The organism is Vreelandella alkaliphila (assembly GCF_016107625.1).
GTDB lineage: Bacteria > Pseudomonadota > Gammaproteobacteria > Pseudomonadales > Halomonadaceae > Vreelandella > Vreelandella alkaliphila.
In genome coordinates this window covers 19,156-31,543 of record NZ_JABASV010000021.1, presented here as the reverse complement: position 1 = coordinate 31,543, position 12,388 = coordinate 19,156, and the positions used below count along the sequence as shown (strand labels likewise).

At 52.4% G+C, this 12,388-nt stretch carries 10 protein-coding genes; 7 read left to right on the top strand and 3 right to left on the bottom strand.

Annotation, left to right across the window (positions count from 1 at the left end; translation table 11 throughout):
* Positions 1-335: 335 nt before the first annotated feature.
* The 4 genes from adk to JFC11_RS18480 all read left to right on the top strand — a co-directional run bounded on the left by adk (position 336) and on the right by JFC11_RS18480 (position 3,665).
* Positions 336-989: an adenylate kinase gene (gene adk, locus JFC11_RS18495; protein ID WP_095604078.1), complete on the top strand. Its 654-nt coding sequence runs from the start codon at positions 336-338 to the stop codon at positions 987-989.
* 109 nt (positions 990-1,098) lie between these two features.
* Positions 1,099-1,800, top strand: coding sequence for a tRNA (adenosine(37)-N6)-threonylcarbamoyltransferase complex dimerization subunit type 1 TsaB (tsaB, locus tag JFC11_RS18490; protein ID WP_198350226.1), 702 nt, complete (start codon positions 1,099-1,101; stop codon positions 1,798-1,800).
* Complete coding sequence (locus JFC11_RS18485; RefSeq protein ID WP_198350225.1) at positions 1,797-2,516, top strand: class I SAM-dependent methyltransferase; 720 nt, start codon at positions 1,797-1,799, stop codon at positions 2,514-2,516. Before tsaB ends, JFC11_RS18485 begins: the two co-directional genes overlap by 4 nt.
* A 27-nt stretch (positions 2,517-2,543) precedes the next feature.
* A complete protein-coding gene (locus tag JFC11_RS18480) occupies positions 2,544-3,665 on the top strand; it encodes a phospholipase D-like domain-containing protein (protein WP_198350224.1) in 1,122 nt (373 codons plus the stop codon).
* 18 nt (positions 3,666-3,683) lie between these two features.
* On the opposite strand, the gene JFC11_RS18475 is transcribed toward JFC11_RS18480, so the two are convergent.
* Positions 3,684-4,358: a YecA/YgfB family protein gene (locus JFC11_RS18475; RefSeq protein WP_198350223.1), complete on the bottom strand. Its 675-nt coding sequence runs from the start codon at positions 4,356-4,358 to the stop codon at positions 3,684-3,686.
* Positions 4,359-4,448: 90 nt separating this feature from the next.
* On the opposite strand from JFC11_RS18475, the gene JFC11_RS18470 reads away from it, so the two are divergent.
* The 3 genes from JFC11_RS18470 (at position 4,449) to JFC11_RS18460 (ending at position 8,052) form a co-directional block, all read left to right on the top strand.
* A complete protein-coding gene (locus tag JFC11_RS18470) occupies positions 4,449-4,997 on the top strand; it encodes a SprT family zinc-dependent metalloprotease (RefSeq protein ID WP_198350222.1) in 549 nt (182 codons plus the stop codon).
* 169 nt (positions 4,998-5,166) lie between these two features.
* A complete protein-coding gene (gene acs / locus JFC11_RS18465) occupies positions 5,167-7,116 on the top strand; it encodes an acetate--CoA ligase (RefSeq protein ID WP_198350221.1) in 1,950 nt (649 codons plus the stop codon).
* 273 nt (positions 7,117-7,389) lie between these two features.
* Complete coding sequence (locus tag JFC11_RS18460; protein WP_009721286.1) at positions 7,390-8,052, top strand: response regulator; 663 nt, start codon at positions 7,390-7,392, stop codon at positions 8,050-8,052.
* A gap of 167 nt (positions 8,053-8,219) precedes the next feature.
* Here JFC11_RS18460 and JFC11_RS18455 read toward each other — a convergent pair whose 3' ends face one another.
* Together JFC11_RS18455 and JFC11_RS18450 are read right to left on the bottom strand one after the other, a co-directional pair.
* Positions 8,220-8,366 carry a hypothetical protein gene (locus JFC11_RS18455; RefSeq protein ID WP_167457110.1) on the bottom strand — a complete coding sequence of 49 codons (147 nt, stop codon included), beginning with the start codon at positions 8,364-8,366 and terminating at the stop codon, positions 8,220-8,222.
* A gap of 15 nt (positions 8,367-8,381) precedes the next feature.
* On the bottom strand, positions 8,382-12,329 hold the full coding sequence (locus tag JFC11_RS18450) for a hybrid sensor histidine kinase/response regulator (protein ID WP_198350220.1): 3,948 nt from the start codon (positions 12,327-12,329) through the stop codon (positions 8,382-8,384).
* Between the last annotated feature and the right edge of the window lie 59 nt (positions 12,330-12,388).

The window sequence follows — 12,388 nt, the reverse complement described above, 5'->3', positions numbered from 1 at the left end:
CCGGGCGATTAACGGTGCGGATGCCGCCCGCTTTACGGCCTTCCTGGCCGATGTGTTGACGGATATTCGCCGATTACTGCTGTAATCGTCTCACAGTAAGCCAAAAGCGGCGCCCAATAGGGCGCCGCTTGTGTTTAAAACAGTTCAGTAGGTCTGCAAAGAAGGGGTGACCAAAGTACAAGAAATTGCCACCTGACTGTTTTTGCTTAAGAAAATGTTAAAAAAATGCGTTATCAGGCTTTTGGGGAGTTGTGTCATCCGAACGGCACGGTTATTGTCAGTCCATTATTCAAAAATTATTCATATCTAACGACTAACATTCAAGGAGCAGTGCCATGCGTTTAATCCTGTTGGGTGCCCCCGGCGCGGGGAAGGGGACTCAGGCTCAGTTTATCTGTGAGCAATTTAAGATCCCTCAAATTTCCACCGGGGATATGCTGCGCGCGGCCATCAAGGACGGTACCGAATTGGGTCTCAAAGTAAAAGAGATTATGAATAGCGGCGGTTTGGTGTCCGACGATGTCATTATCGATCTTGTTAAAGAGCGCATTAGCCAACCCGACTGTGGAAATGGTTTCTTGTTCGATGGTTTTCCGCGCACCATCCCGCAAGCCGATGCGATGAAAGAGGCTGGCGTTAAGCTGGACCACGTGTTGGAAATTGCCGTGCCAGACGAAGAAATTGTGAGCCGTCTTGCAGGGCGTCGCGTGCATCCGGCATCTGGGCGTGTTTACCACGTCGACCATAATCCGCCCAAAGAGCCGGGTAAAGATGACGTGACTGGGGAAACGCTGATTCAGCGTGAAGATGATCAAGAGTCTACCGTGCGCAACCGTCTGTCGGTTTATCACGACCAAACTGCACCGTTGGTAGATTATTATCAGCAGTGGGCGAAAGAAGACCCTGAGGCCGCGCCGCAGTATCATCGCGTAGAAGGCGTAGGCAGCGTGGCTGACATTACTCGGCAAGTGAAAGAAGCGCTTTGCTAAGTAGCACATGCTAGTGAGTTACACGATGGCCCGCAGGTTACCTGCGGGCCATCGTCGTTGAGGCCGCGTAAAGGTATAATGACGGTCTATTTTATGGAGTGCAGAATCGATGTCATCGTTATACCTTCTCGCACTGGACGCATCTTCTAGTGCCTGCTCTGCAGCTTTATTACGCCAGCAGGGTAGCCAGCGTGAATGCTTGGCGCGATTCGAAATGACGCCAAGGGCCCATACCCGGCGCTTAATGCCGATGGTGGATGACATTCTCGCTGAGGCCAATATTGCTACGCAGCAGCTAGATGCGGTTGCGTTTGGGCGTGGCCCCGGCTCATTCACCGGCTTGCGCATCGCTGCAGGTGCAGCGCAAGGCTTGGCGTTTGGGCTGGATCGTCCATTGTTGGGTATTTCCACCTTGGAAGCGCTCGCGCTTCAGGCCCATCGCCGCTACCATTTTCGCCATGTAGTGACCGCGCTAGATGCCCGAATGGGCGAAATCTATGCGGCCACTTGGCACTGTTTAAATGACACGCTTAGCTTGCAAAGTGACGAAGTGGTCGTGGCGCCTGCTAACTTTCATTTGCCCGCGGAGGAGACCGACTGGGTAGGCGTGGGCTCGGGGTTTACGCTGTGGGATGACTTTGCGTTAAGCCTACAAGCCAATATGTCTCAGCATCTCACTGATCTTGAGCCACGGGCCGAAGAGATGGCATGGCTCGCCGTTCGTGATTTGGAAGCGGGGTTAGGTCAGGCAGCCCATAAATCACAGCCAGTTTATTTGCGCAACGACGTGGCCTGGAAAAAGTCAGCATGAGCCATACGGTAAGCCCAGAGACGCTTGTGTTGCCTTCAGGATTGGCGCTTAGCTACGTTGATGGCCAATTGGCACTGTTAGGTGATGAGCGTCAATACGGAAAACCGCTTAGCGTGGATTTTGCCGCTGGAAAGGCAGCCCATCGCCGTCAGTTTGGTGGTGGTCGCGGGCAGTTAGTGGCAAAAGCCTGTGGGCTTGCTAAAGGCATCACACCTAACGTCGTGGATGCCACTGCTGGTTTGGGCCGGGATGCGTTTGTACTGGCAAGCCTGGGCGCAAATGTCTTATTAATTGAACGTGTCGCGGTGATTGCTGCGCTGCTTCAAGATGGCCTTGCGCGTGCCGCAAAAACAGACACGACAGCAGAGATTGCCTTGCGTATGACGCTTCGTCATGGTGATGCCGCTGATCAGCTTGCGGCTCTTGTGGAAAGTGCAGCCTTTGCCCCTGAGGTTATTCATCTTGATCCGATGTTTCCGCACCGTGAAAAGTCGGCGTTGGTCAAAAAAGAGATGCGCTTGTTTCGAGAGCTGGCGGGAGATGACGATGATGCACCGCGCTTATTAGAAGCAGCGCTGGATGTAGCAACGCATCGAGTGGTGGTCAAGCGCCCCCGCAAAGCTCCCCCTATCGATGGCCCAGCGCCGCAGCATACGCTAGAAGGTAAAACGAGCCGTTACGATTTATACGTCCATCGCTCGCTGGCTCGTCGCTGAGCCGTTTCTTCAAGAGAAGGAGTCTCTATGCAGCACGTGTGGCGTGAAGGCAACCGCACTACTCTGTTGCCGGAAGCAACGCGATTTTTGCCAGCTATGTTTGATGCGGTTAGTCAAGCGGAGCACTACGTGCTGGTGGAGCTCTACTTGATGGAGTCAGGTAAGTTAGCGAGCCAGATGAGTAATGCGCTGATCGACGCTGCTGAGCGCGGTGTAAAAGTGTATTTGCTGCTCGATGGTTATGGCTCTATGGGATTGGAACATCGTGACCGCATACGCCTAGAGCAAGCAGGTGTCGCATTACGGTTCTTTAATCCCATTGGTTTTCACTCGCTGGCTCGTAACTTAAGCCGTGATCACCGCAAAATTGTTGTCGTGGATGGAGAGGTTGCGTTTACCGGCGGATTTGGCGCGGTGGATGAGTTTCTGGAAGCATGGTACGAAATTGCGGTGCGCATCGAAGGCCCAGTGGTCGCTGATTGGGAAGAGCTTTTTCGCCGTTTATGGCGTTCCCGGTTAACACGGCAAGCAGGTGGTGGACGGGCTAGCTCAGTGCTGCCGCCACAGCGGACAGCAGTGCATTATGCTGATGGCATACGTGGCCGTGTAATGTCAGCGAGGGGTTATCGTTACCAAGCTATTCGTCACTCGCTCTATGGGCGGGTAAATCAGGCAAACAAGCGACTTTGGCTATGTACGCCTTATTTTGTGCCGACCTTCACGCTGCGCCGACGCCTTATTCGCGCAGCACGGCGTGGAGTGGATGTTTGTTTACTATTACCGGGTAGTAAACATGACCACCCAGGTGTGCGCTATGCAGGACAACGGTTTTACCAAGCGTTGTTAAAAGCTGGCGTGCGGATTTTTGAGTTCCAGCCCACGTTTATTCATGCCAAGTTTGTGTTAGCAGATAACTGGGTCAGTCTTGGTTCATGCAACTTCGACCATTGGAATCTGCACTGGAACCTTGAAGCTAATCAAGAAGTAGAAAACCAAGCCTTCGCCAAGCAAGTTCAATCGCTGTTTGAGCGTAACTTTGCCGCCAGCCAAGAAGTCGATGCTGCCGCCTGGGCCGCACGACCCTGGTGGCAGCGAGCCCGAGAGTGGGTCTATGGCGTAGTGGATGGTATTGTCACCCGTCTTAAATAATGTGCGGCTAACAATCGGCTATCGACGCTTTTTACCTTTGGCCGGTGTTTTCTTGCGTGGCTTAGGCTTCGGCGTTTCGGGGGGCACGCGGTAGTGAAGATAAAGATCCAGGACTAATTCTGGCAATTGAGCAACAAAGGTTTCCTGACTGGCCTGATCTTGGGCCATCTCAGCCATTTCTGGCTCATCATCGAATAAACCTGAAAGCGACATAAAGGGCAACAGTAGCGTGGCGGCAGCTTCTTCGTCATCTTGGAACCACGCGCTTTCGTCGCTAAAGACACCTTCCATAAACCCCGCGCACCAGTCGCCGATGGGCGTTTCCTCAGCGGGGATGCCATCTAGCGTTAGCTCGAAGGGTAGCTCTGGTAAACCGCCCTGTTCAAGCACTGCGACGGCGTTGTCACGTAGCAGTGTTAACAGTTGGATAATCTCGTCTCGTTCGGCATCATCCCGATAACTTGGCTCTCCCTGAAACAGCTCAGTTAGCCATTGACTGGTAGGTAATTCGCTAGGGGCAACCGCCAGCGCCACTAAAAAACCATGGGCAGAGATAAGGTCCAGCGCATCTTCGCCGACCTGCTCTGAGTCGAGAAAGTCATCCAATCGATCAAGTTGCTCGTCATCAAGTAGCGGCTGAGGTGGGGTGGTATTGGGCGACGTTGCTGCGGGAACGTTATTGCGCTCTGCCATAAGGGGCCTCATCATAAAAATCGTCTTTGAGAAAAAGATGTTGATCGGCAACACTCGTTGGCAACATCGTTACTGGTTAGTTTATCACTAATGAAGACTTTACCACTGCCCCCATGGCCTCCTGAAAAACTTGCAACACTATCTTCAGAGGCGCTCATGCACGCCGTGCGAGACAGAACTGATGAAGCGTTAAAACGCTGCCAAGAAGTCTATCCTGCGCTGCCAGCGCCAAAGGTGTGGTTCGACCTAAAAGGTGCCTCAGCAGGGCAGGCGCATCTAGGGCGTGGCGGGCTGCGTTTTAATCCTGTTTTACTGAGCAATAATCGGCAGGCGTTTTTTGACGAGGTGATTCCCCATGAAATGGCGCATTGGTTAGTCTTTCATTTAGCCAATGGTACGCGGCTCAAACCGCATGGTCGAGAATGGCAAGCTGTCATGCGAGACCTGTTTGGCCTTGAGCCTAAGGTGACTCATCGCTTTGATGTTCAGGATGCCCAGTCTCGGCCATATTATTATCAATGTGACTGTCAAACGCATTGTTTCACAGCCAGGCGTCATTCTTTAGTGGTAAAGGGGCGTCGCTATCGCTGCCGTCATTGTGATCAGACCTTGGTCTACAGTGCTTTTAAAAAACCTTGAAAGTGTTTTAACCTATTGTTTTAAATATTAAAAATGTTAATACCAATGTCTAAAGGGAAGCCGGCGTTGGGAGGTTTATGCTAGATAAATATTAAGCGCGTCGGTGCGACTAACAATAATACCGACACCATTTTCTAGAGAGTGCAATTTCACGGACAGAGGCAACTTCATGAGCGAGCATAAAAACGTCTATCCAGTGCGCGATAGTATCGCTGCCAGTGCATGGGCTGATAAAGATAAATATGCGGCAATGTATCAGCAGTCCATGGACGACCCGGAGAGTTTCTGGGCTGAGCAAGCAAAGCGTCTTGATTGGATCAAGGCGCCAACCAAGATTAAAAACACCTCCTTTGCACGCGATAATGTTGATATTCGCTGGTTTGAAGATGGTGAGCTAAACGTTAGCGCCAACTGCCTAGATCGCCATTTGGAGAAGCGTGGCGACCAAACAGCGATTATCTGGGAGGGAGATAATCCTAACGATTCAAAACATATTACGTACCGTGAGCTTTATGAGCGCACTAACCAGCTGGCCAACGGCCTGAAGTCGCTGGGGGTAAAGAAAGGCGATACAGTGACGCTGTATATGCCGATGATTCCCGAGGCGGCCATGGCCATGTTGGCATGTGCCCGTATTGGTGCAGTGCACTCTGTTGTGTTTGGCGGCTTTTCGCCGGACGCAGTCGCTCAGCGGGTAATTGGTGCTGATTCTAAACTGGTGATCACTGCTGATGAGTCAGTGCGTGGTGGTAAACACGTACCCCTTAAAGAGAATGTCGATTCGGCTCTGACGCGCGATGGCACTGATGTGTGCAAAAACGTATTGGTGGTGAAGCGTACAGGCGGTGATATTGACTGGAAGGAAGGCCGTGACATTTGGTTTGACGAGCTGGTGGATAAGCAATCTACCGAATGCCAAGCTGAAACCATGAATGCCGAAGATCCGCTGTTTATTCTCTATACCTCTGGATCAACCGGTGCGCCTAAGGGCTTAAAGCATACCACTGGCGGCTACCTGACCTACGCAGCGATGACCCATCAGTATGTTTTCGACTATCAAGAAGGCGAAGTTTACTGGTGTACAGCGGACGTAGGTTGGGTGACGGGCCATAGCTATATCGTGTACGGACCGCTTGCCAATGGTGCAACCACGCTAATGTTTGAGGGCGTACCGAGCTACCCAAGCCATGGGCGAATGGGCGAAATTGTCGATAAACATCAGGTCAATATCCTCTATACCGCGCCTACTGCTGTCCGTGCATTAATGGCGCATGGTGATAACGTGATGGACTCTAGCAAACGTGACTCACTGCGCTTGCTAGGTTCTGTAGGCGAACCTATCAACCCAGAAGCTTGGGAGTGGTTCTATCGCGTTATTGGCAATGAGAAGTGTCCTATTGTGGACACCTGGTGGCAAACCGAAACGGGCGGCATTATGATCGCGCCACTTCCTGGCGCTACTGATCTAAAGCCTGGCTCTGCTACAACGCCCTTCTTTGGTGTGAACCCCGCGCTGGTGGATAATGAAGGCCATAAATTGGAAGGCGAGACGGAAGGCAATCTAGTCATTCTCGACTCCTGGCCGGGCCAAGCGCGCTCCATTTGGGGCGACCACGAACGCTTTGTACAGACCTACTTTTCTACTTACGACGGCATGTATTTTACAGGAGATGGCTGCCGCCGGGATGAGGATGGCTATTACTGGATTACAGGCCGGGTTGACGACGTACTTAACGTCTCAGGCCATCGTATGGGCACTGCTGAAATAGAGTCGTCTCTGGTTGCTCACTCGGCAGTGGCAGAAGCCGCCGTCGTCGGTTTTCCGCACGATATTAAAGGCCAAGGCATCTATATCTATGTAACACTTAATGATGGTATTGATCCCACGGATGAACTCAAGAAAGAGCTGACCCAATGGGTACGTAAAGATATTGGCCCGATTGCATCGCCAGATGTAATTCAGTGGGCTCCTGGGCTGCCAAAAACACGTTCTGGTAAAATTATGCGGCGCATTTTACGTAAAATTGCGGCCAATGAGTGTGATGGCCTGGGGGACACCAGCACGCTGGCTGATCCGTCGGTGGTGGACGAACTCATTGAGCATCGTGCCAACCAGTAATGTTTTTTGCCCCCAGTTATCCTTCTAATGGGGGCACTTTTAAATGACGGATGTCATTCATTTGCTATGTTAAATAAGGCAAACTGGATAGATCCGTTGCAGTGCCGGCCATGGAGCCGGCACTGTTATTTCTGTTTGGATGACGTATCAATGACAAATAGTGCATGTGATGCTTGGGAATGACGAAGCCCATGGGGTACCATGCTTCAACCGTATGAGCCTAGCGTCGCGGCGGTAGCCAACCCCGCTGCTCGAGGAACCGGAGGAATATCCATGGCAGTAGCCCATAAGTTTATCGTCGCAGACGACCATCCGCTGTTTCGTGCAGCGCTCACCCAGGCGTTGCGCCAGTTAGCCCCCCAGGCTGAGATTGTCGAAGCCGACACCATGGAAGCCACCACTGAGGTCGTTAATCGACACCCTGATGCTGATTTGATTTTGCTAGACCTCCATATGCCAGGAGCGCATGGCTTTTCAGGTTTGATTCAATTGCGTGGCCAGATGCCCGATATTCCGGTGGCGGTTGTTTCAGGCAGTGACGAGCCCTATGTAGTACGTCGTGCAATTGACTACGGCGCGTCAGGCTTTATTCCTAAATCATCCTCGCTACAGTTGATTGCTGAAGCGGTGGGGGAAATCCTGCAAGGGGAAGTTTGGCTGCCAGAAGCGTTGGCGAACGTCTTAGATGAAACCAGCGAAGAAGAGTCGCGTTTTGCGGAGGCAATTGCCTCACTGACGCCGCAGCAGTTTCGTGTGCTCAATATGCTGACGGAAGGCTTGTTGAATAAACAGATCGCCTATGAGCTTAGCGTCTCAGAAGCCACTATTAAGGCCCACGTGACGGCTATTCTGCGCAAGCTGGGAGTGCACTCGCGCACCCAGGCTGTTATTGCTGCTCAGAAACTTGAAGTGGAACCGCCAAAAGTTTCTTCTTGAAGGGTAAGTTGGATTCCCGATAACCCCCTTCGGGAATGACGGTGTGGTGCATCTGTCTCGTTTCGGGAATGACGGTGTGGTGCATCTGTTTCGTTTCGGGAATGACGGTGTGATGCATCTGTTTCGTTTCGGGAATGACGGTGTGATGCATCTGTCTCGCGGCTCTGTCATTCCCGCATGCTTTTAGCGGAAATCCATTTTGAAGCAGGCTCCCAGGCATCAGCGGGTAAGGTCAAACTGGATTCCCGATACCCCCCTTCGGGAATGACGGTATGGTGCATCTGTTTCGTTTCGGGAATGGCGGTATGATGCATCAATCCGCCGTATCATTACGTTTTCCCTCCTGCTCGGCTAGCCTGAAGGGTGCGAGTTAAAAGCGCGCGCAGCGCGGCAGGTTTGACCGGCTTAAGCAGCAGTTGATAACCCGCACGCTTAATCTCTTCGGCCACCGCTTCAGTGCGGTCGGCGGTAATCACAATGCCCGGTACGGCTCCTTCGAAGCGCTCACTGAGGGCCTCGAGTGCCATTAGCCCCGTGACTTCATTGTCCAGATGATAGTCTGCCAAGATGGCGTCGGGGTCGCCGTCCATGTTACGCAGAATCGATTTTGCACCGCCGATGCTGGTCGCGGTAAATACTTCACATCCCCAGCCGCTTAGCATGGCCGTCATGCCCTCTAAAATGAGCGTTTCGTTATCGATACACACAATGCGGGTACCCGCTAGCTTATTACCACTCCGGCGGCTTTGGGGTTCTTGGTCTGCTAAGGTTACTTCACGGGCGGCAACAATGGGAACGCTGACGCAGAATGCAGTCCCCACACCTACCCAGGACCGAACCTTAATTGGGTGGTCAAGTACACGGCTCATACGGTCGGCAATTGATAAGCCTAAGCCGAGCCCTTTCTCACTCTCTTTATGACGCGAGACTTGATCCAATCGGCGGAACTCTTGGAAAATTTCCGTTAGCTTAGACTCAGGAATACCGGGCCCACTATCCCACACCTCTATGGAAAGTCGTCCTGCTTGGCGGCGACAGCCTAGTAGTACACGACCTTCTTGGGTATAGCGAATCGCGTTGGATAGAAAGTTTTGTACAATCCGGCGAAGCATCTGCGGATCGGAATCTACCCATTGTTGCGTCGGTACGACGACAAGATCCAGTCCACGGTCATCGGCCATTACTTCAAATTCGGCACGCAGTGGACGAATAATATCCGCCAGTGCAAAGTGGCTGCGTCGCGGTGTGAGGGCACCCGCATCAAGCTTTGAAATATCTAGCAGAGTGCCAAGCAGTTCTTCAGCGGCTTGAAGTGAGTTATCAATATGGCTGATGGTACGCTGGGTATCGCTAGCGGTGACGTTCTGCATTAATGCGGAAGTAAACAGCCGGGCTGCGTTCAGCGGCTGTAACAAGTCATGACTGGCGGCAGCCAAAAAGCGCGTTTTGGAAGCGTTAGCATCTTCAGCTAATTGCTTCGCTTGGCGCAGCGCTTGCTCTGCTTCAGCGCGCACACGGTTCTCTTGGCGCAGCGCCGCGTTGGCCTCGGAAAGTGCTTGTGTGCGCTCGCGAACACGTTCTTCCAGAGTTTCGTTGGTCTCTTTCAAGGCGATTTCAGCTTGGCGGCGCTCAGTAATGTCTTGATAAAGCGCGAAGAAACCTAAAATCGACTGGCTATCGCCAAAGTGGGGCGTATAGGTGACCAGCATATAGCGCATTGCATCATTAACGCGCATTGAGACTTCAAAACTGACGCGCTCGCCTGCCAGTGTTCGCTGAACCCATGGCATGCGCTCTTCAGCTTTTTTAACCGGTAATACGTCTTCGTATCGGCGTCCAATCACGGCATTACGATCAATATCGAAAGCTTGTTCGTAGGCGCGGTTGGTGAATAAGTAACGGCACTCTTTATCAAAATAGGCAATCAGCGCGGGTACATTATCGGTGTAGATACGGATGTTGTTTTCAGAGCGGATCAGCGCCTCTTCGATGCGCTTCTGCTGAGTAATATCTTGATAGGTATAGACAAAACCACCGCCAGGCATCGGGTTGCCTTGGACTTCCAATACACTGCCATCTTGGCGGTAACGCACATAACGATGGGGCTGGCCGTCGCGAATGTTGTCTAGCAGCAGTTGGACGTGCTCCTCTGGATCTCCTGGGCCATATTCGCCGCTGTGCGCGTTGTAGCGAAAAATGCGATCCATGGGGGCGCCGACCCGTATCAAGTGATCAGGGAAGCGAAACAGCTCTAAATAGCGTTGGTTCCACACCACCAAGCGCAAATTTTGGTCAACCACGCTAATACCCTGGTTGATGTTTTCAATGGTGGCTTGCAGTAGTGCGCGGTTGAACTCTAAGACTTGAGAGGCTTCATCAACGATTGAAATGACATCTGAAATGCCGATGCCGCGTCCCTGAAGCGCCGAGTTAACGACTATGCGTGCTGACGATGCACCTAGCACTGACGCAAGAAAGCGCTCAGTAAATTGGATGACGTCGATAGATGCCCGTGAACTATCTTCCATGGGTTTGCCCGCGCGTCGTGCGTAATCCTCAAATGCGCGATCCACTTGGCCTGCCCCCAGAAAACGCTCGCAAAGTACTTTAAGGTCGCCAACAGTAGTGGCGCCTGTCCAAGGGCGGTTTACGGATGTTTGGCGTGTTTCAACGCTATCGACAAACAGCGATGCCTGAATACGCTCGACAACCCGCTGAGAAGTCACCTGTGAAACAAAGATATAGCAGAACAAGTTGATACCCAGCGACAGCATGACCCCGTGGGTAAATGGGTCGCCGAGGTTTAAGCCAAATAGGGTTGTGGGCGATAGCCAATTAAGCCCTAAAGGGCCGCCCGCTAGCCAGGCTTGAGGAAGCACACCGGCGTTGATCATAGCCGGCATTAGCAGGCTGTATGCCCAAATCGCAAAGCCTGCGTTCATGCCAACGATAACGCCAAGGCGGTTACCGCGCTTCCAATACAGCCCGCCGATGAGTGCGGGGGCAAACTGAGCGGCGGCCGCAAAGGACAGCATGCCAATTGAGGCTAGCGAGGTGAATTCGGCAATGAGCTGATAGAAGCCGTAAGCCATTGCCAGAACAGCGACAATGGTGAGGCGGCGCGCGCGGAGTACTAAGCGGCCATAGTCGCGAGCTTTGGTGTCGAACCAACGCAACCTGAACAGCGCTGGGATCACGATCTCGTTAGAAATCATGATAGAAACTGCCACTGCCGCCACAATAACCATCCCTGTCGCGGCAGAAAATCCGCCAATAAAGGTGAGAAGGGTCAGCCACTGCTGGCCAGACGCCATCGAAAGAGCAAGTACGTAAGTATCAGGCTCAACCCCGCTTTCAGAAAACAGCAGTAAACCAGCTGCCGCCAAAGGCACCACAAAAAAGGCGACTGCGAGTAAGTAAAGAGGAAATAGCCAGCGTGCTTTCGTTGCATCATCTGGGTGGATATTTTCCACCACTGCCACATGAAACTGACGAGGCAGGCAAAGTATGGCGAGCATGGCGAGCAGCGTTTGCGCCCAGAAGCTTTGGCCAAAATCTTGATTGGCTAGCTGGCGCTGCAACTCCAATTGGCTTTCGGCGTGGCCCATTAGTTCACCTAGGCCATCAAACATGCCCCAGGTAACAAACGCGCCGAGGACAACAAACGCCAGCAACTTTACCAGAGATTCAAATGCTACCGCATGAATCAGCCCTTCGTGGTGCTCTGTCGCGTCTGTGTGGCGAGTGCCAAAAAGGATAGCGAAGATTGCCATGACAATAGCGACATAAAACGCTGTGTCGCCAAACAGCGGCGTATGGGTCATATCCGCTGCGTCGGTAAGCACACTAAAGGTGGTAGACACCGCCTTTAACTGCAGGGCAATGTAGGGCAGGGTACCAATGAGGGCAACTAAGCTAGCAAACGCCGCAAGAGATTGGGTTTTGCCGTAACGGGAAGCAATAAAGTCAGCGATTGACGTGACGTTTTGATGTTTGGCAACGCGAATCATTTTTGCCAGAACAGGCCAAAACAGCAGAAACGTTAATATCGGGCCGACAAAGATACTGGCGAATGACCAGCCAGCCGTGGCTGCTTGCCCCACCGCGCCGTAAAACGTCCACGAGGTGCAGTAAATAGCCAATGCCAAACTGTAAATGATTGGCCGTCGGCGGCTGGCGCCGTGAGTCCGTGCACGGCGATCACCGAACCAGGCAATTCCAAACAGCACCGCAATGTAAAGCAGTGATACCGCGACCAGCAGACCGCCATGAAACATGTCGTCTCCCCACGTTGAAGGCTTCGCCTAGCGACGATCTAATATCAAATAACGATCAT

Bases quoted from the DNA above. Each gene is read 5' to 3' on its own strand.
- adk (WP_095604078.1), top strand. From the start codon at position 336: ATGCGTTTAATCCTGTTGGGTGCCCCCGGCGCGGGGAAGGGGACTCAG.
- tsaB (WP_198350226.1), top strand. From the start codon at position 1,099: ATGTCATCGTTATACCTTCTCGCACTGGACGCATCTTCTAGTGCCTGC.
- JFC11_RS18485 (WP_198350225.1), top strand. From the start codon at position 1,797: ATGAGCCATACGGTAAGCCCAGAGACGCTTGTGTTGCCTTCAGGATTG.
- JFC11_RS18480 (WP_198350224.1), top strand. From the start codon at position 2,544: ATGCAGCACGTGTGGCGTGAAGGCAACCGCACTACTCTGTTGCCGGAA.
- JFC11_RS18475 (WP_198350223.1), bottom strand. From the start codon at position 4,358: ATGGCAGAGCGCAATAACGTTCCCGCAGCAACGTCGCCCAATACCACC.
- JFC11_RS18470 (WP_198350222.1), top strand. From the start codon at position 4,449: ATGAAGACTTTACCACTGCCCCCATGGCCTCCTGAAAAACTTGCAACA.
- acs (WP_198350221.1), top strand. From the start codon at position 5,167: ATGAGCGAGCATAAAAACGTCTATCCAGTGCGCGATAGTATCGCTGCC.
- JFC11_RS18460 (WP_009721286.1), top strand. From the start codon at position 7,390: ATGGCAGTAGCCCATAAGTTTATCGTCGCAGACGACCATCCGCTGTTT.
- JFC11_RS18455 (WP_167457110.1), bottom strand. From the start codon at position 8,366: ATGCATCATACCGCCATTCCCGAAACGAAACAGATGCACCATACCGTC.
- JFC11_RS18450 (WP_198350220.1), bottom strand. From the start codon at position 12,329: ATGTTTCATGGCGGTCTGCTGGTCGCGGTATCACTGCTTTACATTGCG.